The 23,851-nt window shown below is 31.2% G+C and carries 24 protein-coding genes and 1 riboswitch; all 24 genes read left to right on the top strand.

The genetic code is table 11. From position 1 onward, the window contains the following. The first annotated feature begins 7 nt into the window (after positions 1 to 7). A riboswitch (SAM riboswitch) is annotated at positions 8 to 117 on the top strand. A 125-nt stretch (positions 118 to 242) separates the two neighbouring features. Then, a complete protein-coding gene (locus tag ABDZ93_RS17410) occupies positions 243 to 1,550 on the top strand; it encodes a Na+/H+ antiporter NhaC family protein (protein WP_343827784.1) in 1,308 nt (435 codons plus the stop codon). Between the two features lie 357 nt (positions 1,551 to 1,907). Then, positions 1,908 to 2,594: a phosphatase PAP2 family protein gene (locus ABDZ93_RS17405; RefSeq protein WP_343827783.1), complete on the top strand. Its 687-nt coding sequence runs from the start codon at positions 1,908 to 1,910 to the stop codon at positions 2,592 to 2,594. A gap of 90 nt (positions 2,595 to 2,684) precedes the next feature. Beyond that, positions 2,685 to 3,530, top strand: a complete 846-nt coding sequence (locus ABDZ93_RS17400) for a GNAT family N-acetyltransferase (protein ID WP_343827781.1) — start codon at positions 2,685 to 2,687, stop codon at positions 3,528 to 3,530. A gap of 75 nt (positions 3,531 to 3,605) precedes the next feature. Next, positions 3,606 to 3,767 (top strand): hypothetical protein, encoded by a 162-nt coding sequence (locus ABDZ93_RS17395; protein ID WP_343827780.1) that lies wholly within the window; start codon positions 3,606 to 3,608, stop codon positions 3,765 to 3,767. A gap of 20 nt (positions 3,768 to 3,787) precedes the next feature. After that, positions 3,788 to 5,011: an alpha/beta hydrolase-fold protein gene (locus ABDZ93_RS17390; RefSeq protein WP_343827779.1), complete on the top strand. Its 1,224-nt coding sequence runs from the start codon at positions 3,788 to 3,790 to the stop codon at positions 5,009 to 5,011. A 47-nt stretch (positions 5,012 to 5,058) separates the two neighbouring features. Further along, a complete protein-coding gene (locus tag ABDZ93_RS17385) occupies positions 5,059 to 5,631 on the top strand; it encodes a GNAT family N-acetyltransferase (RefSeq protein WP_343827778.1) in 573 nt (190 codons plus the stop codon). Positions 5,632 to 6,016: 385 nt separating this feature from the next. Next, on the top strand, positions 6,017 to 7,027 hold the full coding sequence (locus tag ABDZ93_RS17380; RefSeq protein ID WP_343827777.1) for a DUF4037 domain-containing protein: 1,011 nt from the start codon (positions 6,017 to 6,019) through the stop codon (positions 7,025 to 7,027). A 116-nt stretch (positions 7,028 to 7,143) separates the two neighbouring features. Beyond that, a complete protein-coding gene (locus tag ABDZ93_RS17375) occupies positions 7,144 to 8,013 on the top strand; it encodes a cation diffusion facilitator family transporter (RefSeq protein ID WP_343827776.1) in 870 nt (289 codons plus the stop codon). 615 nt (positions 8,014 to 8,628) lie between these two features. After that, positions 8,629 to 9,360 (top strand): Type 1 glutamine amidotransferase-like domain-containing protein, encoded by a 732-nt coding sequence (locus ABDZ93_RS17370; protein ID WP_343827775.1) that lies wholly within the window; start codon positions 8,629 to 8,631, stop codon positions 9,358 to 9,360. An 83-nt stretch (positions 9,361 to 9,443) separates the two neighbouring features. Further along, entirely contained in the window at positions 9,444 to 9,719 is a 276-nt protein-coding gene (locus tag ABDZ93_RS17365; RefSeq protein ID WP_343827774.1) for a helix-turn-helix domain-containing protein, read from the top strand. 601 nt (positions 9,720 to 10,320) lie between these two features. Then, positions 10,321 to 11,232 carry a CobW family GTP-binding protein gene (locus ABDZ93_RS17360; protein ID WP_343827773.1) on the top strand — a complete coding sequence of 304 codons (912 nt, stop codon included), beginning with the start codon at positions 10,321 to 10,323 and terminating at the stop codon, positions 11,230 to 11,232. Positions 11,233 to 11,250: 18 nt separating this feature from the next. Further along, positions 11,251 to 12,120 (top strand): uroporphyrinogen decarboxylase family protein, encoded by an 870-nt coding sequence (locus tag ABDZ93_RS17355; protein WP_343827772.1) that lies wholly within the window; start codon positions 11,251 to 11,253, stop codon positions 12,118 to 12,120. 35 nt (positions 12,121 to 12,155) lie between these two features. Next, entirely contained in the window at positions 12,156 to 13,226 is a 1,071-nt protein-coding gene (locus ABDZ93_RS17350) for a uroporphyrinogen decarboxylase family protein (protein ID WP_343827770.1), read from the top strand. Positions 13,227 to 13,282: 56 nt separating this feature from the next. Beyond that, positions 13,283 to 13,939, top strand: a complete 657-nt coding sequence (locus ABDZ93_RS17345) for a corrinoid protein (protein WP_343827769.1) — start codon at positions 13,283 to 13,285, stop codon at positions 13,937 to 13,939. Positions 13,940 to 13,954: 15 nt separating this feature from the next. Continuing rightward, the gene (locus tag ABDZ93_RS17340; RefSeq protein ID WP_343827768.1) at positions 13,955 to 14,974 is read left to right on the top strand and encodes a methylcobamide:CoM methyltransferase MtbA; all 1,020 of its coding nucleotides are present in this window, start codon (positions 13,955 to 13,957) and stop codon (positions 14,972 to 14,974) included. Positions 14,975 to 14,976: 2 nt separating this feature from the next. Further along, positions 14,977 to 16,773 (top strand): ASKHA domain-containing protein, encoded by a 1,797-nt coding sequence (locus ABDZ93_RS17335; RefSeq protein ID WP_343827767.1) that lies wholly within the window; start codon positions 14,977 to 14,979, stop codon positions 16,771 to 16,773. 364 nt (positions 16,774 to 17,137) lie between these two features. Further along, positions 17,138 to 18,043, top strand: a complete 906-nt coding sequence (locus ABDZ93_RS17330) for a helix-turn-helix domain-containing protein (protein ID WP_343827907.1) — start codon at positions 17,138 to 17,140, stop codon at positions 18,041 to 18,043. 363 nt (positions 18,044 to 18,406) lie between these two features. After that, complete coding sequence (locus tag ABDZ93_RS17325) at positions 18,407 to 19,375, top strand: alpha/beta hydrolase (protein ID WP_343827766.1); 969 nt, start codon at positions 18,407 to 18,409, stop codon at positions 19,373 to 19,375. A gap of 188 nt (positions 19,376 to 19,563) precedes the next feature. Then, positions 19,564 to 19,875, top strand: coding sequence for a hypothetical protein (locus tag ABDZ93_RS17320; RefSeq protein WP_343827765.1), 312 nt, complete (start codon positions 19,564 to 19,566; stop codon positions 19,873 to 19,875). 290 nt (positions 19,876 to 20,165) lie between these two features. After that, the gene (locus ABDZ93_RS17315) at positions 20,166 to 20,600 is read left to right on the top strand and encodes a helix-turn-helix transcriptional regulator (protein ID WP_343827764.1); all 435 of its coding nucleotides are present in this window, start codon (positions 20,166 to 20,168) and stop codon (positions 20,598 to 20,600) included. Further along, complete coding sequence (clpP, locus tag ABDZ93_RS17310; protein WP_343827763.1) at positions 20,597 to 21,181, top strand: ATP-dependent Clp endopeptidase proteolytic subunit ClpP; 585 nt, start codon at positions 20,597 to 20,599, stop codon at positions 21,179 to 21,181. The genes ABDZ93_RS17315 and clpP overlap by 4 nt, the downstream gene beginning before the upstream one ends. A 361-nt stretch (positions 21,182 to 21,542) precedes the next feature. Then, on the top strand, positions 21,543 to 22,307 hold the full coding sequence (locus tag ABDZ93_RS17305; RefSeq protein ID WP_343827762.1) for a MerR family transcriptional regulator: 765 nt from the start codon (positions 21,543 to 21,545) through the stop codon (positions 22,305 to 22,307). A 60-nt stretch (positions 22,308 to 22,367) separates the two neighbouring features. Next, entirely contained in the window at positions 22,368 to 23,099 is a 732-nt protein-coding gene (locus ABDZ93_RS17300; protein ID WP_343827761.1) for an ABC transporter ATP-binding protein, read from the top strand. Further along, positions 23,086 to 23,829 (top strand): ABC transporter permease, encoded by a 744-nt coding sequence (locus ABDZ93_RS17295; protein ID WP_343827906.1) that lies wholly within the window; start codon positions 23,086 to 23,088, stop codon positions 23,827 to 23,829. Before ABDZ93_RS17300 ends, ABDZ93_RS17295 begins: the two co-directional genes overlap by 14 nt. Positions 23,830 to 23,851 lie beyond the last annotated feature (22 nt).

The following is a 23,851-nucleotide window of genomic DNA, read 5'->3' as shown; positions in this document are numbered from 1 at the left end:
ATATAGCATCTTATCAAGAGAGGCAGAGGGACTGGCCCTATGAAGCCCGGCAACCAAAGGTAGTTATTTTAAACTTTATGGTGCTAAATCCAGCAGGATTAACCTGGAAGATAAGAATTGGAAGAATATAACTTCTTGCATTATCTTTTAGGTAAGGCAGGAAGCTTTTTTATTTTCAGATGCCTAATATCACTAAATCATATACAAAAAATTAAAGTATTAATTAAACTAAGGAGGAAGAAATGAAAGATAACTTGAAAAAGGGCAGTGCTATTGCTTTGTTACCATTATTTATTTTTATAGTAGTTTTTATGGGGATATCGTTAGTTACAAAGGATTTTTATGCTATGCCTGTAACTGTACCATTTTTATTAGCGGCATTGGTAGCATTATTTATGAATAGAGAAGTATCACTAGATAAAAAGTTAGATGTATTCTGCAAGGGAGCAGGAGAACCCAACATTATTTTAATGTGTCTGATATTTATATTGGCAGGGGCTTTTGCAGAGGTTGCTAAAACTATGGGGGCTGTAGAATCTACTGTTAATTTAGGACTAACATTTTTACCAAGTAACATACTAGTAGCTGGGGTTTTTATAATTGCATGTTTTATAGCAATATCTATAGGTACATCTATGGGAACAATAGTAGCATTAGTTCCTATAGCTACTGGAATTGCGGCTAAGACAGGTATACCTATAGCTTTAGTGGTTGGAGCTGTTGTTAGTGGAGCAATGTTTGGGGACAACCTTTCTATGATCTCTGATACTACTATAGCAGCTACGAGGACTCAAGGCTGTGAGATGAGAGATAAATTTAGAATGAATTTTATAGTTGTATTGCCAGCAGCAATAATAACAACTTTAATATTTACTTTTATAACACTGGGACATGACTCTAAGGTAGCGGCGGATTATTCATATAGTTTAGTTAAAGTTTTACCTTATGTAGGAGTATTACTAGCGGCACTTTTAGGGGTTAATGTGTTAGTGGTGCTACTTGGTGGAATCTTATTTGCAGGAAGCATAGGAATATTTACGGGGGCATTTGATATAATAGGTCTATTGCAGGCTATAGGCAAAGGAATTGGGGGAATGTCTGAGCTTGTAATAATTTCAATTATAATTGGGGGAATGGTTGAAATTATAAAATTCAATGGGGGAATTGAGTTTATACTAGGATTTATTAAAAAAAGAGTTAACAGTAAAATAGGAGCAGAAGTTGGAATTGCAACATTAGTTAGTTTAGTTGATATATGTACAGCTAACAACACTATAGCTATAGTTACTGTAGGACCTATTGCTAAAGATATATCGAATCAATATGATATTGAACCTAAAAGAGTAGCGGGTATATTAGATATGTTTTCTTGTGTGGCTCAAGGTATTATTCCTTATGGTGCTCAGCTTTTATCAGCATCTGCATTAGCTAAATTGTCACCATTTGTCATAATGAAGCATCTTTATTATCCATATTTAATGGGGATAAGTGCACTTATAGCAATTGTATTTATACCTTACTTAAAACTAAAAATCAAACAGAAACTATAAAAATAATAAAATTTGGAAATATCACTGATTAATAGCTAGATTTTATGTTAGTGATGAATATATTGTTGAATGTATAAATTTATAAAGACATCAACAATACAATATTTTTATAATTACAGAAATAAGCTTAAGGTAAACCTTAGGCTTTTTTTATAGAATAAATTAATTTTATAATTCTTACTGACAGTCAATGTCATTATAGCAGTATATGATAAAAGCTTAGTTTATGAATGCAATAAAAGGAAAGATTTTATAGTTAAATATCTGATAGATTATGAAAGGTTATGGTAGACAAAAGAAAAAAATACAAATATTATAATATTAATATATAATATTTTCGTATGAAAGGTGAAATTTATGAAGTGGTTACTAGAAAAATATAACGTCAAAACTATAAGACCATATTTATGGATATTTTCCATTGGAATAATCAGTATATGCTATTTTCTTATAAACCATTTTCAGAATCAAAAATTGCATTCGTTATATACAGAAATAGATGATTTAATTCCTTTTATAAGTGTATTCATTATTCCATATATGATGTATATGCCAAATTTAATAATCTCACTTATAATAATGTGTTATTGTGATGAGGAAAGATATTTCATTTCACTTTTGACTTTAAATATAGTTAATTGTATTTGTCTTATGATTTATCTGAATTTTCAAACCTATGTTTCAAGGCCAATAATAACTCATGATGATTTACTGTGCAATTTTGTTAAGTCTATTTATTGTAGGGATAACCCCTATAATTGTTTTCCTAGTATTCATGTAGCAGCAACTTTTTCAGCTTTAAAGGGAATAAATAAGCTTAAAAATATGCCAACAAAATATAAGATTGGATTTAATGTAGTTGGATGGTTAATTATAATCTCAACTCAATTTGTAAAACAACATGTAATTATAGATTTGTTAGCTGGGTTAGTTTTAGTGGAGGCTGTTTATAAGTTTATAGAATACTTATTTTACAATACAAGTTACTTAAGGGGATTTATTAAAAATAAAAGCAATGATGATAAAGTAGAAGCTTTTAAATAAGTCTTAGGAGAAAGGGTAATATTTTTTAAAGAATATTGACAAATTTATCGTCAAATTAAAGATGATGTAATATAAAGGAGAAGATAAGAAATGTTTAGTTATAAAATATTAGATAAAACAAGTATTGAAATACTTCATAAAACATTTTTAGATGCATTTTCTGATTATCAGGTTAAGATGGATTTGCCTATTTGGAAGTTTAAACAAATGCTTCAAAGAAGGGGTTATGTCTCCGAAATGTCCATGGGTGCATTTAAAAGTGAAATGTTAGTTGGGTTCGTTTTAAATGGATTTAGGAATTGGAATGGAAAATCAACAGTATATGATCTTGGGACAGGCGTTACAGTTGAATATAGAAGACAAGGTATAACAAGCAATATGCTTCTAAATATCAAAAAAGAGCTTAAACAAAAGCAAGTAGAGCAATATTTGCTTGAAGTAATTAAATCTAATAGATCTGCAGTTGAACTTTATAAAAAACAAGGCTTCGAGATTCAAAGAGAGTTCCAATGTTTTCAACTAGATAAAAATAAATACAAACCAATAACAACCTATAAGGTTGAACATGTTGACAAAATTAACTTAAGACAATTAATAGGATTTTGGGATTTTAAGCCATCTTGGCAGAATTCTATTGATTCTATCAGCGCTATACCAGAAGCATTCCTATATTCTATTGTACGTTTTGATAACAATATTGTTGGCTATGGCATTATTGATAAAAAAACAGGAGATATTCCCCAAATAGCAGTGAATAGGGATTATAGGGGTAAGGGAATTGCAAGAAGTATAATGACAGATATGATAAAAAATACAGAATCATATAAAATTAGCGTTCTTAACGTAGAGGATCAATCTAAATCTACTAAAGATTTTTTACTCCAATTAGGGTTTGAATATAGTGTTGGTCAGTATGAAATGCTTTTGAAGATATGATTTTATTGATTTGACATAATATAAGGCTGGCTACTCAACTCGGGTAATATGTTGTGGTATTATAGCATGTGTATATTGAAAAATAAATGGGTTATAGAAATATATATTAAAGGGATTTTAAGCATGCATACAACTGATGTTATAGGCAATGAAGTAGCGTTTATGACTAATACTTTAACATGTACTTTGGTTTATATATGGATGGAAAAGGAGTCATTTAGATATATAGAGTTATAGAAATAGAGGAGTGCAAAAATATGAAAAGAACGATGCTAGAGAGTTCAGTAATTATGAAATTAAAAGAAAAGATTGAATTAGGAAACACTGAAGCTGTACAAGTGTTTTGGAATAACATTGAGAAAGGTAATGCTCCGTTAATAGAGAATATAGATGGTGATTTAGAAAATAGTTTAGTTACTTTTGTTTATAAGGGTAATGAAGATATTGAAAATATAGTGCTTATACTACCAATAGGGAGAGATAACTTAGTAGAAAATAAAATGGAGAGACTTTTAGATACAAATATATGGTATGCAAGCTATGAAATTAATAGTAAATTACGTTTTCAATACTCTTTTTCTGTTAATGATTCTCTGGATATTAATTGTGAAAAGAGATGGGATAACTTAGAATATGATAAGTTAAACAAAAATAAATTAGTTTTTAAAGGTGAAAATGATGAAGAAGATGAAGTGGATTCATATGTAATAATGACAAATGCAGAGGAAGAATTTTGGGTTAAAGAAAGAAGTGATATTCATAAAGGAATTATACATGAACACAAGTTTTATAGTGAAAATGTAGAGGGTGTTCGCAGAGTTACCATTTATACACCTTATGGTTATGATGAAGATGATAAACCTTATAGGTTTTTAGTTTTAACTGATGCCGAGGAGTACATTAATATTCTTTCAGCTAGAAATGTAATAGATAATGTAATAGCTGATAAAAAAATTGAACCTATAGTTGTAATATTTATTGGATCAATAGGAATGAGAGATAAAGAATTAAGTTGTGATGATACCTTTGGAGATATGATTGTTAAAGAACTACTTCCATGGATTAGAAATAATTATAATATTTCTAGTCAAGCTGATGAAGCTATAATTGGAGGATTAAGTTTAGGTGGATTGACAGCATCATATTTAGGATTAAAACACTCCGAAGTTTTTGGAAATGTACTTTCTCAATCAGGTTCCTATTGGTACAAACCAAAAGATTATGATGGTTATGAGCCAGATTGTTGGATAAGTACTAAATTTAAGACAATAGAAAAGTTACCACTTAAGTTTTATTTAAATGTGGGGGTCCTAGAACATAAAGAAGGTATGATTGGTACAAATAATATATTAAAAGATGTTTTAATAGAAAAGGGATATGATGTCTATTTTGAGTACTTCAATAGTGGACATGATTACTTATCATGGGGTGAAACATTGGCTAATGGATTAATTTCATTAATAGGAGAAACTTACTATTAAATAGATGGAGTTACTGGATTAACAGATTATACGAGGAGGAACACAAGGTGAATTTTAATAAGCTGTTTGAAAGTTATCCCAAAATCGAAAGTGAAGAAATTCTACTAAAGCAAATTGAAAAATATGATTTAGATGATTATATAGAAATAAATATGGATGAGAGACTGTACCAATATAAACCAGGAGAACCTAGAAAAACAGTTTCAGCAGTCGAAAACATAATAGGACATCATGAAAGAGATTTTTTAAAAAGGAAAATAATTAATCTTGGAATATATTCTAAAGAAGAGAACAATAAAATGATTGGTGTGGCTGAAATTTTTGATTTTGATTCAAAAGTTAATTCCGTTACTATAGGATATACATTGAATTATAATTATTGGGGGAAAGGTATAGCAACTAAAACTACAAAGTTACTTTTGGATTTTATATTTAATGAAATTGACGTAAATAGAGTCCAAGCCTTTGTAATGCCAGAAAATGTGAAATCTCGCAAGGTGCTTTTAAGAAACAATTTTATAGAGGAAGGGACAATAAGACAGGGATATTTTTGGAAAGGTAGAGGGGTTGTAGATTTGGTGCTATATTCTGTTTTAAAAGCTGAATATATGGCTAAATAGTACATTAGGACATGATTCCCAAAGTTAACATATAATGTTTACAAATATTTAAATTAGGTGTATAATTTTTCATATGTAACAGTGTAATTTTGAAAGGTGGAGTGCCATTCGGTCAAATTAGTGCTATGTAATCAAAAAGTATAATTTGGCACGGAGAAGTAAGATAGAATCATTTATAAAAATAAAGTGGTAAAACTGTTTGATGTGACAGTTTATTTGGTGAACCATTTTATTAGTATATGATTTTATTTTACTCTTAGGCAATTGAACTATCTTTTTATGATAGAAGTCGTAGAGTAAAATCTACGGCTTTTTATTTTATTTAAATTATACTGTTACATTTATATTTTATATAAAAAGATTAATTTAAGAAGGAGATATTATTATGAAAAGACCATATGTGAACTTAAAAAGTGAAAATAAAATTAATGATTTTATGTTAGTATTACAAAATAATATAAAAAAAATTAAATCTTTAGAAGGGGTAGTTGGAATAACGCTTAATGGAGGGATGTCTCGAGGTTATGTAGATTATCTATCTGAAATTGACATAGTTATATATTTAGATAAAGAAAATTATGAACTATGGAATAATGGAAAATCACCTATACCAATTGGGATTACAATGGTTGAGAAATATCTTTACGATATAAAGATATTAAATTTGGAGGAAGAAAAACAGAAATCGTGGGATAGTGTTGCTTTATGGGATTTATCTTATGCAAAAGTTTTATATGATGCAAATGGAGAAATTAAAAAACTAATAAGTTATAAACTTAAGAATAAACCTGGATCATTACAAGCAGAAGGATTACTTTTTGATTGTTGGTGGTATTTTAGATTAGCAGGTGATATATGGATTCATAGGGGAGATACAGTGCAAGGTCATTACATGATGAATAATGCTGTTACTAAATTAGTAGAAGCTTTATTTATAGTAAATGGTGACTATATTCCCCATGAAAAATGGATTATTCATTTTAGTAGAACTCTTTCTTGGACACCAATACAATGGGAAACAAGAATCCTTGAAGTAATGAGTACAGGAGATTTATCATTAGAAAGTTTAATTATTAGGCAAAGTGTTATTGAAAAGTTATGGGAAGAAATAGATTTATATGTTGTTGAAAAAGAGTGTCCACATTTTAAACTTAGAGTTATGCAAAAAAGCTTTTATGACTTACTTAAATTACTATTTAAAAATGATTTTGTAACAGTTGAAGAATGGAGTGAAAATGCCAGTTTATCATTTTTATCAGGAGAACCTTTTTTTAGTTTTGTAACTATTACAGATGGAAAAATAATTGTCGATAAAGAAAAAGCTTTTTCAATAAAGCCTGAGGATTTATATTACTGGCATTATGAAGTTTTAGAAAAAGCATTATCAGAAATATAAGGAGTAGTAATTCCTTACTACCCTTATTTTACTAAAAAATACTTTACAATTAAATGGATATCAGGTATAATATACATGAACATATGAGCATGTATTCATGTATAGGGGGATAAGAGATGAGTAATAAAATTAAGCATAATCATACACATAATCATTCGCATAATGACATTAATGGAGCAAGTAATGTGGCCATTGCATTTTTACTTAATTTTGGATTTAGTATAGCTGAAATAATTGGTGGACTCATTTTTGGGAGTGTAGCTATATTATCAGATGCAGTTCATGATTTGGGAGATAGCTTAGCACTGGGGTTATCCTATATCTTTGAAAAGATTGGTAAGAGATCATCAAATAATAAATACACTTATGGTTATAAAAGACTTTCTGTAATAGGTGCTATTATTAATATAGTAGTTCTTTCAGTAGGAACTATATTTGTATTTAAGGAAGCGGTAGAAAGTTTTATTAATCCAAGCCCAGTAATGGCAGAAGGAATGTTTATAATGGCTATATTTGGAGTATTAATTAATGGGTTTTCTGTAATACGCATGCGTGGAACTAAGAACATATTAGATAAGACAGTAATGATGCACCTCTTAGAGGATTTATTAGGATGGGTAGCGGTGTTTATTGTAAGTATAGTTATTTACTTTACAAAGCTTTATATTTTAGATTCAATTTTAACATTTATAATATGTGCAATTATAGGAAGAAATATTGTAGCTAATATAGTAAATGTGATTAATATTATAATGCAAGCTGTTCCAGACAGCGAATTATATGATGAAATCAAAGAGCATATTATGGAGATAGATGGGGTTGAAAGCATTAATGCTTTCAATATGTGGACTCTTGATGGTGAAGAGCATATTGTAACTACCTCTATAACTACTAATAAAGATATTGTTACAAATAAAATATTAGTAAATATAAAAGAAATGTTAAAAGAGGAAGGAATCTATCATTCTACTATTGAATTAACTTAAACACAATGGTAGTAAAATTTGATTAATATAATAAAATTTATCCGATGACTACCTGCTCTAATACTCCCATCTTCTTTAAAGTGGGAGTAAAGAGAGGCTACGACCCTGGATGACGATTTCCTCTAAAGGACAACGAATTCTAAGTATCTAAAATACTGATACTTAGAATTCTGTTAGTAACCTTCAGATGGAGTAAAAACTCCCTCTGAAGCAAGGAACTCTGTTTATAGATTCTATTAAAAACTTCAGTTAAATGTATTAAAGGCTAGTAAGGAATAAAATCCTTACTAGCCTTTTTCTTTTATATCAGAATATGGTTTAGGAATAGATATATTTAAATTATAAACAAAAATAAAATATTTAAACAGAGTATATACTTATTTTTAAAAAATATACAAAAAAGTTGACGCCTTATACTATCCATAGTAATGGTAATATTATTTTAAGATGTGATATCATAAATTAGCTTACTTAATATGGATGTAATGAATTATCCTCGTTTGACCATTTCAATAACTATGAACCAAGTGATGAGGAAGATAAATATAAAGTACAGTTGGGAAAACTTACAGAAAAAGTTATATTTGATGAGGTGAAAAAAGTATGAAGTTATTTTTGACAAGTAGTATTGGAGGAAGTTATAAGGAGAATGGTATAAGAATACCTTGTGCTCTTGATGGTTCAAATCATTTTTTGGAACACCTAAAGAAATATTTGCCGGAAAATTCAAAATGTCTTATTTTAAGTTCTGACCCGAAAAATGAAGAGATGAATGACAGCTTTAGGAATGTGTTTACAGAAGCGTTTAAAATCAGTAATTTGTCATTATCAAAAATTGATGTTTGTGATAGAAGGAATGAAAACAACCTTGCTGATATATTATATGATTATGATATAGTATTGCTGGCAGGTGGACATGTTCCTACCCAGAATCAGTTTTTCAGCAGAATTGATTTGAAGGAATTACTAAGGAGCTATGAAGGTATTATAATTGGCATCAGTGCTGGGACAATGAATTGTGCTGATGTTGTTTATGCACAGCCTGAATTAGATGGTGAAGCAATGGATCTGCAATACCAAAGATATTTAGAGGGATTAAACTTAACAAGAATAAATGTTTTACCGCATTTTCAAGAAATAAAAAATCTGACAGTAGATGGGTTACGTATTCTAGAGGACATTTCATTACCAGATAGTAAAAAAAGACCATTTTATGCTTTGGTGGATGGTTCATATATTTTTGTTGATGATAATAAATCAACGTTATATGGAGAAGGATATTGGGTTCATAATGGAACTATTACTAAGATTTGTGATAACGATAAGAGCATAGAGCTTGTACCATAAGTTATGGAACAAATTGAAAAGAGGTAACAGCAATAAGAAAAAGTTACAAATACTATGCTGAAACTATTATGGCGATATAACGTATGCAAGAGTATATTGATGTGAATGTTTTAAGAAAATTTACGTTAAAAGAACTAGCTGTTGCAGCAGGATATTCACCATGGCATGCTGAAAAACTGTTCAAAGAAGTTACTGGTAAGGCACTTCGTGCATTAAGACTTACTAAAGTGGCGTTAACACTGCGTGATAGTAATGAAAAGAGCATAGATGTAGCAATGGATTTTATCTTTGATTCTCACGATGGATTTACAAGAGCATTTTCAAAAGAATTTGGAATGCCGGCAAGTAAATATAGTTAATGCACTCCGCCAATAAAATTATTTATGCCTCAGAAAGTTTTCGATACCTATGGAATATCAAGAAATGGTGTCTTAATTCGAAAGTTGAAAACGAGATGAACATTAAATTTTCAGAAGATACTTTGAAAATATCAATAAAAGTGATTGAAAATTGGATAGATCAATATATGAGATAAACAAATGGAATATGCAACATTGAACTAGTGAAATGACTAGATGAAACTGACAAGTGAGAAGATGCTATGAGAGTATTATTAATAAGGAGTAGCCTAAATGAAAAGGGCTGGAATGATACCTACATTAAAAAATAGCATTTTGTTTTTTATACCCCCTCTCAGACTTATATTTGAGAGGGGGTTTTTCATTTATGTCATTTTTCTTATTTTTTTGTAAATATAATTGCAATAGTGTAACTGAGTAACAATTATGTATCAAAGAAACTAATGTAATTAACTTTAATATTAAAATTACAGCTGAAAATATAATGAAGTTTAATGTATAGGTAAATTCAATTAAATGATAACTTTCTATTTGAAATTGAAATTAGACTGCTTTAAGTGTAGAAGATATAATAAAGAGGACTAATGTACGGAGGAGAATTATGGGTACTAACATAAATATTATTTCGGGATTTTTAGGTTGTGGAAAGACAACTTTTTTAAATAAGTTAATTCCCAATATACAAGGGAGCAATGCTTTAATTGAAAATGAATTTGGCAATATTGGTATTGATGGAGATTTAATACAACATAGCCTTCCAATTAAAGAGATTTATTCTGGATGTATTTGTTGTACTGTTACAGAAAATTTTAAAAAAGCCTTAGAAGAGTTAGCCTTAAGGTATAAACCAGATAATATATTTATTGAGCCTTCTGGTGTAGGTAGTTTATCAGATATACTAAAGATTTGTAATAGGGTTTCCTTAAATTCAACCTTAAATATAAAGATTAAGGATGTAATCACCATTGTAGATGTAAATTCCTTCAATGATTACAGTGAGAACTTTGGAAGTTTTTATTTAGACCAAATCGAAAATGCTCAGATGATTTTTTTAAGTCATTTTGAGAATCTAGTGGATAGTGAAGTTGAAGAGATTATCAGGAAAATAAGTTTAATAAATCCAAAGGCTACAATTTTTAAAGAGCCATGGATTTCTTTATCAGGGGAAGAAATTGTTGAAACAATAAATAGTATGGAATCCTATGAAATTGAGTTAAAGGATAGGCCTGCCTTTCTGGCAGCTAATAAGATGTTCCAAACTTTTTCTATAGATAAACTAAGGGCTTTTTCAGAGGAAGAAATAGATAAAATATTATTTTCTTTAAATCAACAGGAGTATGGTTTCATTGTAAGAGCTAAGGGAATTGTTCAGCTTTCTACAAAGAAATTGGTTTACTTTGATTATACCCCACACCATTATCATTGGGAGTATTTAGAAACAATAAAAACTACAAAGGTAACCGTAATTGGCAGTAACTTGAATAAAGAAAAAATAGTAGAAATTTTTTATTAATAAATTAGGGGGAGTACCATGGGGAAAATAATTGATTATAAATGTACATATGGTAATGAACAGGGAATTAGTAAAGAAGTTATTGAAAAAAACAATTTGAAATTCCCCGATGCTTATAAAAATAGGGATAGTATGGTGATACTTGCAAGAGAGCTTAAGGAATACTATAAGTCCAGTGTTTGTACACTACCCTTCTGTCATACTGTGGAAGGGGAGGCACTAGGGGGAAAAGTTAATCTTGGGGATGAGAACATAGGACCAAGAGCCAAGGAATATATTTGCACAACTACAGAAGAACTGTTGGCTTTACCTAAAATTGATTTTTCAAAGGGAAGAATTTCTGAGGTTTTAAAAGCTTGTAAGTCTTTGAGAGAACAAGGTGAAAATGTGGTTTTAAATGTTTCGGGACCATTTACAATAATGAATGTTTTAATTGAACCAAGGGCTGTTTTTAAAACCTTAAGAAAGAATCCAGAATTAATCAGAGAAGTTTTTAATAAATTTCAACATGAAATAATTGAATTTATAGAAGAAGCACAAAAAGCTGGAGTAAACATCATAAGCTATGCAGACTCTTCTGGGGGAGTTAATATTCTTGGACCTAAGTTTGCAGAACAAGTAGTGGAAATGTTTACTTATCCTTTATTAAAAACAATGGATAAAATCATAAATGAAGAAATGATAATAGTACTTTGTCCAAAAACTACTTTTTCTTTACTAGGAACAGATAAAGCAGTGTGGAAGGATGTTTCCTTAGGAGGACCTTCAAACTATGAAGAAGGCTGCATAAAGGCTATTGGGCTAGCAAAATTTGTTGGACAAACATGCATGAAAAATAAAGACTTTCAGTTAAAAGATGGGGTTATTAAAACCCTTGAATTACTATAAATAGCGCCTTAAAAAGAAAAAGGAGATGGTTGTATATGCACAAGGATGATAAAATGACCCCAATTGAAAGGTTAAATGCCTTCATGACAGGAAAACCTATGGACAGAATACTTGCAATGCCTGTAGTTTGCTCTATGTCTGGGCTAGCATTAGGAATGACCCACAAAGAGAAAAGAAGTAGTGCGTTAAATGAAGCTAAAGCACAGATAGCTTGTTATGAAAGGTTTGGAAACGATTTATTAGTGGTTGAATATGGATTACATGGGGTAGGTATTGCATTAGGTAGTAAGATGAATGATCCAGAGGAATCTGTACCAGCAATTATGAGTTATGTTTTAGAGGATTTAAATAATATAGATAAACTTGATATGTCAAAGTTAGAATTAAAGAATGATAAGATTTTCCAATTACATATTGAAGCTGCAGAAATATTAATTGATAAGTTAGGAAAAGAGGTTCCAACAGGGGTTTTAATATCTGGACCTTTTACTGCAGCAGCAAGTATTTATAAAACAGAAAATTTTTTAAGAGCAACTAGAAAAAATCCCGAAAAAGTACATGAGTTAGTTAAGTTTTGCACAGAAGCATTAAAGATGATATGTAGAGAATTTATAAAACGAGGTGTTCTTATATTGCTATGTGACCCAATTGCATCAGGAACAATTCTTAATAGAAAACAATATTTAGAATTTGTATTACCATACACTATAGATTTAATGAAGGATATTCATGAGGCAAAAGGCTTAGTTTGTTACCATATTTGTGGAGACACAACATCAATAGTAGGGGACATGGTAAAGTCCGGTTGCGATATGTTAAGTATAGATAATAGAGTTGATTTAGCTTATACAAAACAAGTAGTAGGGGATAAAGTTCCAATTCTAGGTAATGTAGACCCAGTAGAAGTTTTAATTTTAGGAAGTACACAGGAGGTAGATTCTGCAGTGAAAACTTGCATGCAAAAGGCTTATGATAGTCCTTGTGGCTATATTTTAGCATCGGGTTGCGACCTTTCAGGAAATGTTCCTTTAGAGAATATTGATCAATTTATGGCCTCTACAAGAAAATATGGAAAGTGGCCAATAGATCCGAAAAATTTCATGTAAAAGACATGTTTATAGAATTTTATAATTAATTTGTAATTAAAATGGAGGAAAAAATAATGACAGCATCTAAAGAACAATTATTAAAAAGATTATCAGATAGCGTATTAGAAATGGAAGAAGAAGAGGTAATAGAAGCCTGTGAGGAATATGTAGAGGCAAAGTATAAAGTCTTTGATGGTATTATGGAAGGACTTGTAGATGGTATGAACCGTGCAAGTCAATTATATGAAGAGGAGGAATATTTCGTAACAGATGTACTACTATGCTCAGATGCAATGTATGAAGGGCTATCAATATTAAGACCTCATCTTCCTATAGAAGAAGAAGGAAACAGCAAACCAAAGGGAGTTATTGGAGTTGTAGAAGGGGATACCCATGACATAGGAAAGAATCTAGTAAAAATTATGATGGAAACTGCTGGTTTTGAAATGATTGATTTAGGAAGGGATGTTTCACTTAAAAGTTTTGTAGACAAAGCTAAAGAAGTTAACGCTTCTTTTGTATGCATGTCAACCTTAATGACAACAACTATGTCAGGAATGGGAAAAGTTATTGAATTATTAAAGGAAGCAGGAATTAGAGATCAAGTTAAAGTTCTTATAGGTGGAGGACCAATTTCTCAAAAATTTGCAGATACCATTGGTGCAGATGGGTATACTTCTAATGCAGTGGAGGCAGTAAAGCTAGCAAAAAAAATGCTTAATATAGCTTAGAAAGAAGGATGTAATATGATATCGCCAAGAGAACGATTAAATATGGTTTTCAACAGAGAACAGGTTGATAGAGTTCCATGTATTTGTCCTGGTGGCATGATGAATATGGTTACAACAGAAGTAATTGAAGACCTTGGAATAGATTTTTCAAAAGCTCATAGTAATGCGCAAACTATGGCTGATTTAGCTACTGCAGTATATGAAAAGGGCTGTTTTGAAAATTATGGAGTTCCTTTTTGTATGACCATTGAGTCTGAGGAGTTTGGAGCAACAGTGAATATGGGGACAAACATCTATGAACCTCATGTTGTTGAGTATGCAATAGCTTCAGTAAAGGAATGGAGTAAACTTCATGAGATTAATTTTCAACAGGGAAGAGCTAAAGTAGTTATTGATGCAATTAAATTATTAAAAGCAAAGGGAAGCAATGTTCCTATTATAGGGAATTTAACAGGACCAATAAGTACTTCTAGTTCTGTTATGGAACCTGTAGTATTTTATAAAGACCTGAGGAAAAACAACGAAGAAGCTCATAAATATCTTGATTATATTACTGATCAATTAATTTTATTTGCAAAGAAGCAAATAGAAGCAGGGGCAGATATAATTGCTATTTCTGACCCTAGTGGAACTGGTGAAATCTTAGGACCTAAGCTATTTGAAGAATTTGCTGTGAAATATATTAATAAGCTAGTGAGTGGTATTCAAGAAGTACAGGGAAAAACTATTGTGCACATATGTGGCCAAATGAAAAGTGTGTATAAAGAGGTAAATAAAATAAAAAGTGATGTTCTAAGCTTTGACTCCATTGTTAGTATGAGTGAGGCAAGAAAAAATTTAGGAGATAGATTACTTATGGGTAATGTAAGTACCTATACAATTGAATTTGGAGAGCCTAAGAAGGTTTCTGATTTGACTAAAAAATGTGTTAAAGATGGAGTAAATATAATTTCTCCTGCCTGTGGACTAGGAATGAAATCTCCTCTTACAAATGTTAAAGCAATCCTTGAAACTTTAAAAAAGGAGATGCTATAGAAATGCCTAAGATTTTTATTAAACCGTTAGGTAAGCACTTTGAGTATGTTCCAAAGAAAAACTTACTACAGCTTTTATTAGAAAATGATATTTTTGTAGATAATCCTTGTAATGGGAATGGGTCTTGCGGGAAATGTAAGGTCAGGGTATTGGAAGGAAATCTTCCTCCACTTTCTCAAGGGGAAAGAAAGTTATTGAAAGAAGATGAAATAAACGCAGGCATAAGGCTTTCCTGCTTGGTAGTACCAGAAGAAGATATTACAATTGAAATTCTGCAAAAGGAAAGAAAACACAAAATACTTACTACTGGGTATGTACCTGAATTTGAGTTTAAACCTGCCCTTTGTAAAAAAATCTTTGAAATAAAAATACCTACGTTAGAAAACCAAAGTCCTTTTGAAGATTCTTTATGTGAGGCCATTGGATATAAAAAGGTTAATTGGAAGTTATTAAGGGACTATGAAAGTAGCTATGGAACTGTAACTGGAGTATTTAATGGCAGCGAGTTAATTGCCCTTGAAACAGGGGATACTACTGAGTTTCTCTATGGTGTTGCCATTGATATTGGAACTACAACGGTGGTTGCAGCATTAATTGATATGAACAATGGTGAGGAATTAGTGACAGCTTCAAGAATTAATCCACAAAAGAAGTTTGGGTTAGATGTTTTAACTAGAATAACCTATGAATTAGAACATCCAGAGGGTTCAGAAGAAGAGTTACAGAAAACTATTGTAAAGGCTATTAACGAAATGGTTGAAGAGTTATGTAGTGAGGGAAAAGTAAAGAAAGAAAATATTTATGAAATTTCTATTGCTGCAAACTGTACCATGATGCATTTTCTTTTAGGTGTTGATGCAACATCAATTGGAAAATCTCCCTATGCTCCCTTATTTACAAAGGCAAAAAACATATCAGCAAGTGACCTTGGTATAAAGGCTGCTAAGTGTGCAAGAGTATATTGCCTTCCTTCAGTATCCTCTTATATTGGAGCTGATATAGTGGCAGGTGCCTATGTTTGTGAATTGCATAAAGCTGAGGAAAATATACTATTTATAGATATTGGAACCAATGGAGAGATAGTTTTATCTAAGGGTGGAAGGTTACTTTCCTGTTCCTGTGCAGCAGGACCAGCATTAGAAGGAATGAATATAAGTTCAGGGATGAGAGCAGCAGAGGGCGCTATTGAAGATGTAGAAATCACAGAAAGTGGAATAGAACTTAAGGTTATAGGAGAGGAAGACCCTATAGGGATATGTGGAAGTGGTATACTAGCAGCAGTGAAAGAACTTCTTAGAACAGGAATTGTAAAAAACAATGGAGCATTTATAAAAAAAGAGCAGCTAGAAGAATCTGATTATAGATATAAAATGATACAATTAAATGGGAATAAGAGAGAATTTCTTTTAAAAAGTACTCCAGAACAGCTACTAATAACCCAAGGAGATGTTCGTCAGGTACAATTAGCAAAAGGAGCTCTGCTTTCAGGATTTTACGCCTTGTTAAAACAGGCTAGGATTGATATGAATGAATTAGATAAGGTGATGATAGCTGGACAATTTGGTGCTCACCTTCCAGCAGATAGCCTTGTAGGAACAGGAATCTTGCCAGAAGAGGTAAAGGATAAACTGGTATATGTAGGGAATTCTTCTAAAACTGGAGCATACATGGCACTTATGTCTGTTAAAGTTAAGAAAGAAATAGAGGTATTAGCAGGTGAAATGGAATACATGGAACTTGGAGCCTCAGAGGGTTATGAAAAATTATTTTCACAGTGTCTTATATTTGGAGATAAATAAGGCATCTTCAAAAAATAAACAAGTCAGAATGTTCGTCTATTTTGTGTTATACTGTGTCAACAGAACCCTTAGATAGTGCTACTATCTGCGAAACCTGTTTCCTTGTCTAACTAAAAATATACTTCCAATCTTTGACTTGTTATTTATTTTCAGATGCCTAAGAAATACTATAAAACAGATGAATAAGGAAATAGTATTATTAAAAACATTTATGAAGTCAATAAAATCTATTGATAGTTTTAAAGAGAACTGTGATATACGGGTGTGGTCATGCCAAATTGCAAAAATGCTCTTTTTTATTAGCAATGAAGGTCAAGAAATAAAATTCTTTATGATATATACTTTAGATATTGGAGGTGGAAGAATGAATGAGGCTGAAACTATTATGGCGGTACAACACATGCAAGAGTATATTGATATGAATATTTTAAGAAAAATTACGTTAAAAGAACTAGCTGTTGCAGCAGGATATTCACCATGGCATGCTGCAAAACTGTTCAAAGAAGTTACTGGTAAGGCACCATTTGAGTACATTCGTGCATTAAGACTTACTAAAGCGGCTTTAACACTGCGTGATAGTAATGAAAAGATTATAGATGTAGCAATGGATTTTGTATTTGATTCTCACGAGGGATTTACAAGAGCATTTTCAAAGGAATTTGGGATGCCACCAAGTAAATATAGTCAATGCACACCACCAATAAAACTATTTATGCCTCAGAAAGTTTTTGATACCTACCGAGCATTTCATAAAGGAGGAAAAAAGATGAGTGATAACAATAACACCAAATCTGTATTTGTACAGGTTATTGAGCGTCCTTCACGAAAAGTTTTGTTAAGGCGAGGGAAAAAAGCAACTGGTTATTTTGAATACTGTGAGGAAGTAGGTTGTGATGTATGGTCAGTACTTTCAAGTGTAAAAGAAGCCATATATGAGCCCATTGGAATGTGGCTTCCAAAGCATCTTATTAAAGAAGGAACATCACAATATGTGCAAGGTGTAGAAGTTCCCATTGACTACACAAATGATATTCCAAATGGATATGAACTCATAGAATTGCCACCTTGTAAACTAATGATTTTTCAAGGTGAATCCTATAACGATGATGATTTCATGGATGCAATTGGTGAAGTATGGAATCATATTGAAAAATTTGATCCTGCTGTTTACGGATATCAGTGGGCACCAGAAACTGCACCAAGATTTCAGCTTGCACCAATGGGGTACAGAGGGTATATTGAAGCACGTCCTGTTAAAGCAATAAACTAAATATTGGATACAACAACTACTTTTAAGGCATTAAGATAATAAAATCTTGGTGCTTTTGTTGTACGTATTTGTTTATGCATAGGGGAGAAAATAATCCACATACATTTAGGAAATATACGGATGTGATATAATAGAAGAGAATTAAAAAAAGTTTCCAGCGATGGAAGGTATAGTATGTCGGACCTTAAACTATTCAAAATACATAATGGATTAGAGGAACTGCCAGCAACGTGGTTATCTTAAGAAAAATATCCTATGAAAATTATAGAAACAATAAATAAGTATTGTAATGAAATTTATATCAGAATTTATTAATATAAACAATGTCAAAATATTTAGATATCGGTCAAAGGAGAATTAAGTATGAAATATAACAAGTATTGGGAATTTGAAGGTAAAATTACAACTCTTTATAACCAGAAAAAATACAGAGAAGCCCTAAATTTATTAGAACATGCATCAGAATATCTTCCCAAGCAGGAATTTGATAAGTATTTATTTGAAATAATGATTTCAAAAGCTGAATTCTATTCTCATGAAGAAATGTATGAAGAATCTATTAATGTGATATCATATCTTCTTAATAAAGGATTTGCATGTGATAATGATATTTTTGATGAGGTTCATTTGAAAGAAGATATAAGGTATGTTGATCTTAAGAATAAAAATGATTCATTATTAACAAAGGCTAGAGAAAAGGCTAGATTTAAATATGCTGTCAATCTACCTATTAATTACATTGAAAGAAAGAGGTATCCATTATTTATTGCATTACATGGTGATCCTGGAAACATAGGTGAATTTAGTGAATACTGGAAGCCTGATGAATTTTTAAAGGAAGATTTTATCGTTGTATATGTTCAATCTTCACAATTATATCGTCATAATGGTTTCAGTTGGACAATGAATCCACTTATTTCAAGGAATGATATCAAAGAATGTTATAATTTAATATTACAGGAATATTCCATTGATGAGGAGTGTGTAATAATTGGAGGATTTTCAGGGGGAGCAATAACAGCCTTAGATATTACATTTGCTAATGTTATTCCCATAAAAGGATTTATTGCCATAGGTCCAGATTTTCCAGAATCATTTATTAAGGAGAATGTTAAGCTTGCAGCTGAAAGAGGGGTTAGGGGTATATTTATGGAAGGAGAAGTTATAATACCATGGAAAGAGCAAGAAGAAATGATTAAAGTATTTAAAGAAGTTGATCTTCCCTATGAATTCTATGTAAATAAAGGAATAGGACATGCTATTCCACAAGACTTACCTGATAAATTAAATAAGGCATTAAGTTTCATACATAATCGCCAGTGTGTTCTTTAAATTGCATAACAATAATTGTTACTTGTCCACTATTAGATTGGACAACATCCTTAAGCTTTTTCCTTTAACATTTAAAAAGTAACACCATTGCTTTTTTTATATACCTTTTATGAATAGTTATCATATTATTTCAAATACTATTAAATAGTTAGATAAATTTAGATAACCAAGTGGAAGGAAGTTTTTTAATGGATTTAAAAAAACCGTTAACTTGTCCTAAATGTAATGGAGAAAATTTCATTATTAAACGGGAAGCAACTTATTTATATACCTATAAAATTAATTCGCAAAATTTCGATGAAACTACTAAAAGGGCGAAAACAGTACCCTTTTTATTTGATAATCGAGAAAAAGAGATATCCAAGGAATATATAGAATGTGAAACCTGTGGAATAAAATATCCACTGTCCCTGGATGAGTTGAAGAATGAAATTGATTTTACTATTCTACAAAAGGCAATTCGTTCAGACTATATAGAAAACCTTGAATTTTTAGGTTAATAGGATAGAAAAAAATGTAAAGAAAAGCGTCTTAATTTGTAGTGCCTTTTTTCAAAGACATACTATGGATTTAAGGCGCTTTCAATAGTTTAAACTATCATAATTTACATAATACTAAATAAATTAGAAGAAAAATATTGTGTAACACTATAGAAGAGAGCAGATACAAACAAAGTATCGGCTCTTAATATTTCAATAAATTTATAAAAATAGCAATTTATATTAAGAAATCAATATTTAAAATTGATATAATAGGTATAAGATATAAACTTTACAAAGAGGGTGAATAAATGAGTACCAATTCGGAAATCATTTCAAAAATTGTTAATTATATTGAAAATCATATAGCAGAAGATTTAGATTTAGATAGAATTGCGGAGATTTCAAGATATTCAAAATATCATATATGTAGAATGTTTACCAATGAAGTTGGTTGTGGAATCCATCAATATATTCAAAGAAGAAGGCTTACAGATGCTGCTAGACAACTTATTTACACTGAAAAAACCATTATTGAAATAGCTTTTGCCACTGGTTATGGGTCACAACAAGCTTTTTCTCTAGCCTTTAAGCGATTATATTTGGAATCACCTCAAAGCTACAGGAGGAATAAGGAATTTTGGCCAATTCAATTGAAGTATGTAGTTAATTCTAAGATATTACAACATAAAGGAAAGGTTTCCTATGGAAACTTTAATATAAAATGTGAGGTGAAGGTGGCATGAGTTCAATTCCCTATGTTATTGAACAAACAGGTCTTGGAGAGAGAAGCTACGATATTTATTCAAAACTTTTAAAAGATAGAATAATATTTCTTGGAGAAGAAGTAAATGATACCACAGCAAGTTTAGTGGTTGCCCAATTATTATTTTTAGAGTCTGATGATCCAGATAAAGATATTTACTTATATATAAACAGCCCTGGAGGCTCTGTAACAGCAGGTTTTGCTATATATGACACCATGAAGTACATTAAATGTGATGTATCTACAATTTGTATTGGAAGGGCAGCTAGCATGGGTGCTTTTTTACTGTCTGGTGGAACAAGGGGTAAGAGATTTGCGCTACCTAATTCAGAAATAATGATTCACCAACCATCAGGAGGAGCACAAGGTCAAGCCACAGATATTAGAATTGCGTCAGAGCGTGTCCTAAGAAATAAAAAAAGATTGAATAGTATTCTCTCAGCAAATACAGGAAAGACAGTAGAAGAAATTGATAAGGATACAGATAGAGATAACTTTATGTCTGCAGAAGAGGCAATAGTTTATGGCCTTATAGATAAAGTAATAGAAATGGAAAAATAATATTTGCAATTAGACTTATGCATACAAATATACTCACTCTTATTTAAGTGTAGCATCATTTAATTCTCCTCATAAGTAAACTTTTTTAAAACTTTGAAGATTACAATAAACAGAGTTCTTTGCTTCAGAGGGAGTTTTTACTCTCTCTGAAGGTTACTAACAGAATTCTAAGTATCAGTATTTTCGATACTTAGAATTCGTTGTCCTTTAGGGGAAATCGTTATCTAGGGTCGTAGCCGCTCTTTACTCCCACTTTGAAGAAGATGGGAGTAAAGAGTGGGTAGTCATCGGATAAACTATCCACTATAACACCAGACTTTGAATTTGCGTTATGATACAGTTAAATGGAGGTGAGTATTTCATGGGAAATAAATATAAGACAGCGCAAGTAGCAAAAATAATTGGAGTACATCCTAACACTGTTAGAATGTATGAAAAACTTGATTTAATACCAAAAACCCAGAGACTATCCAATGGATATAGAGTTTTTACAGATTTTCATATTGAACAATTTAGGCTTGCAAGGACTGCACTTGAAGTTGAGGTATTGCAAAGCGGTCTTAGGAAAAAAATAATTAATATTATTAAATTGTCTGCTAAGGGTGAGTTTCGAAAAGCAATCATATGTACCAATGACTATATAAATCAGGTTAATGTGGAGCAGAAAAATGCGGAAGAAGCTATTGAAATTACAAAAAAACTACTTTCAGGCATAGGAAGTGAAGAAAATGATATTTTTATGACAAGAAAGCAAACAGCAGAGTATCTTCAAGTTACCATGGATACATTAAGAAACTGGGAAATGAATGGACTACTTTCTGTAAAAAGAAAACAGAATGGATATAGGCTATATACGAAAAATGATATTCAAATATTGAAGATAATACGTTCTTTGCGATGTGCCAATTACTCACTTGCAGCAATTTTACGTATGATAAATGCAACATACAGTAACTCAGAAATTGATATACGAGAAGTTATTAATACGCCTCAAAGAAATGAAGATATTGTAACAGCCTGTGATAAGCTTCTTACTTCACTAAGTAATGCAGAAGCAAATGCAAATTGTATTCTAAGTCAATTAAAAGTAATGCAAGAAAAACTTAATATGAACTCTACAGTTTAACACCAGACTTTTTTCTGGTGTTATTCTTTTTGTGTAGTAAAGAATAGGAGGTTTATAGACATGGAAACAATTAAAATTGATGCTTTATGCAAAGCATATGGAAATGTACAGGCCATAAATAATGTGAGCTTATCAGTAAAACGTGGCGAAGTGTTTGGATTGCTTGGTGCAAATGGAGCTGGGAAAAGCACAACTATTGAATGTATTTTAGGTACAAAGAAATTTGATTATGGATCCATTTCGATTTTAGGAATGAATCCTCAAAGGGAGCGAAAAAAATTATTTCAGCGAGTTGGAGTTCAATTTCAAGAATCAAATTATCAAGACAAGATAACAGTGGAAGAACTTTGTGAAGTTACACAGGCTCTTTACAAACACCCTTTAGAGTACACAGAATTATTAAAACAATTTGGTATTTCGGATAAATGTAAAAGCCAAGTGAGTGAGCTTTCAGGAGGGCAAAAACAACGATTATTCATTATACTTGCTTTAATTTCTAATCCAGAAGTTGTGTTCTTAGATGAACTGACAACAGGGTTGGATGCAAAAGCTAGGAGAGATGTATGGAAGTGTTTATTAGACTTAAAAGAAAAAGGGCTTACAATTTTTTTGACCTCTCATTTTATGGATGAGGTAGAAACATTATGTGATAGGATTTGTATTCTAAAAAAGGGAACATGCATTTTCTGTGGCACAGTACAGGAAGCAATTAAAGGCAGTCCCTTTGAAAAATTAGAAAAAGCATATTTGTGGTATGCAGATGAGGAGGAAGTTAATGATGAAAGCATTTAGAACAATGCTAAAAACTGAGTTGAAATTGTCACTGCGAGGTATGGATATGTTTATATTTGCAATTTGTATGCCCATAGTTGTAACAATTCTACTTGGTATTATTTATGGAAATAAGCCTGCATTTCATGGTGCTGAATATACATTTTTAGAGCAGTCATTCGGAGCCATTACCACCATTGCAATATGTGCAGGGGGCGTGATGGGATTACCGTTAGTAGTGTCTGATTATCGTCATAAAAAAATTCTAAAGAGATTTCAGGTAACACCTATAAGTCCTGCTATGATTTTAGTGGTGCAGGTAGTTATTTATGCACTTTACTCTATTGCTTCCCTTATACTTATTTATGCTACAGCAAGGATTTTCTTTGATTTTCAATTTAAAGGTTCGTGGCTTAAGTTTTTAAGTTCATACTTCTTAGTAATGGTATCCATGTTTAGCATAGGCATGATGGTAGGTGGCATTGCTCCAAATATAAAGGTAGCAAGTATTGTAGCAAGTGTATTATATTTTCCTATGTTGATTTTTTCAGGAGCAACGCTACCTTATGAGATTATGCCAACAGCACTTCAAAAAATTGCAGATATTTTACCCTTAACACAGGGAATAAAACTTCTAAAGTCTGCTTCTCTTAATTTGATGATAGATAGTGTGATGATACCTATTATTGTAATGAGTGCCCTTGCAATAGTATGTACAGGGGTAGCCCTTAGATTTTTCAAATGGGAATAAAATTAAAGAGGGATTATATTAT

The organism is Clostridium subterminale (assembly GCF_039521425.1).
Classification (GTDB): Bacteria; Bacillota; Clostridia; order Clostridiales; family Clostridiaceae; genus Clostridium_J; species Clostridium_J subterminale.
The sequence above is the reverse complement of the archived record's forward strand: the minus strand, read 5'-3'. Positions and strand labels throughout refer to the sequence as shown.

What these genes read in the sequence shown, in the direction of transcription:
- ABDZ93_RS17325 (WP_343827766.1), top strand. Translation starts at nt 18,407, where the DNA reads ATGAAATATAACAAGTATTGGGAATTTGAAGGTAAAATTACAACTCTT.
- ABDZ93_RS17335 (WP_343827767.1), top strand. Translation starts at nt 14,977, where the DNA reads ATGCCTAAGATTTTTATTAAACCGTTAGGTAAGCACTTTGAGTATGTT.
- ABDZ93_RS17350 (WP_343827770.1), top strand. Translation starts at nt 12,156, where the DNA reads ATGCACAAGGATGATAAAATGACCCCAATTGAAAGGTTAAATGCCTTC.
- ABDZ93_RS17410 (WP_343827784.1), top strand. Translation starts at nt 243, where the DNA reads ATGAAAGATAACTTGAAAAAGGGCAGTGCTATTGCTTTGTTACCATTA.
- ABDZ93_RS17320 (WP_343827765.1), top strand. Translation starts at nt 19,564, where the DNA reads ATGGATTTAAAAAAACCGTTAACTTGTCCTAAATGTAATGGAGAAAAT.
- ABDZ93_RS17400 (WP_343827781.1), top strand. Translation starts at nt 2,685, where the DNA reads ATGTTTAGTTATAAAATATTAGATAAAACAAGTATTGAAATACTTCAT.
- clpP (WP_343827763.1), top strand. Translation starts at nt 20,597, where the DNA reads ATGAGTTCAATTCCCTATGTTATTGAACAAACAGGTCTTGGAGAGAGA.
- ABDZ93_RS17315 (WP_343827764.1), top strand. Translation starts at nt 20,166, where the DNA reads ATGAGTACCAATTCGGAAATCATTTCAAAAATTGTTAATTATATTGAA.
- ABDZ93_RS17405 (WP_343827783.1), top strand. Translation starts at nt 1,908, where the DNA reads ATGAAGTGGTTACTAGAAAAATATAACGTCAAAACTATAAGACCATAT.
- ABDZ93_RS17360 (WP_343827773.1), top strand. Translation starts at nt 10,321, where the DNA reads ATGGGTACTAACATAAATATTATTTCGGGATTTTTAGGTTGTGGAAAG.
- ABDZ93_RS17390 (WP_343827779.1), top strand. Translation starts at nt 3,788, where the DNA reads ATGAAAAGAACGATGCTAGAGAGTTCAGTAATTATGAAATTAAAAGAA.
- ABDZ93_RS17340 (WP_343827768.1), top strand. Translation starts at nt 13,955, where the DNA reads ATGATATCGCCAAGAGAACGATTAAATATGGTTTTCAACAGAGAACAG.
- ABDZ93_RS17300 (WP_343827761.1), top strand. Translation starts at nt 22,368, where the DNA reads ATGGAAACAATTAAAATTGATGCTTTATGCAAAGCATATGGAAATGTA.
- ABDZ93_RS17305 (WP_343827762.1), top strand. Translation starts at nt 21,543, where the DNA reads ATGGGAAATAAATATAAGACAGCGCAAGTAGCAAAAATAATTGGAGTA.
- ABDZ93_RS17375 (WP_343827776.1), top strand. Translation starts at nt 7,144, where the DNA reads ATGAGTAATAAAATTAAGCATAATCATACACATAATCATTCGCATAAT.
- ABDZ93_RS17365 (WP_343827774.1), top strand. Translation starts at nt 9,444, where the DNA reads ATGCAAGAGTATATTGATGTGAATGTTTTAAGAAAATTTACGTTAAAA.
- ABDZ93_RS17380 (WP_343827777.1), top strand. Translation starts at nt 6,017, where the DNA reads ATGAAAAGACCATATGTGAACTTAAAAAGTGAAAATAAAATTAATGAT.
- ABDZ93_RS17355 (WP_343827772.1), top strand. Translation starts at nt 11,251, where the DNA reads ATGGGGAAAATAATTGATTATAAATGTACATATGGTAATGAACAGGGA.
- ABDZ93_RS17345 (WP_343827769.1), top strand. Translation starts at nt 13,283, where the DNA reads ATGACAGCATCTAAAGAACAATTATTAAAAAGATTATCAGATAGCGTA.
- ABDZ93_RS17295 (WP_343827906.1), top strand. Translation starts at nt 23,086, where the DNA reads ATGAAAGCATTTAGAACAATGCTAAAAACTGAGTTGAAATTGTCACTG.
- ABDZ93_RS17330 (WP_343827907.1), top strand. Translation starts at nt 17,138, where the DNA reads ATGAATGAGGCTGAAACTATTATGGCGGTACAACACATGCAAGAGTAT.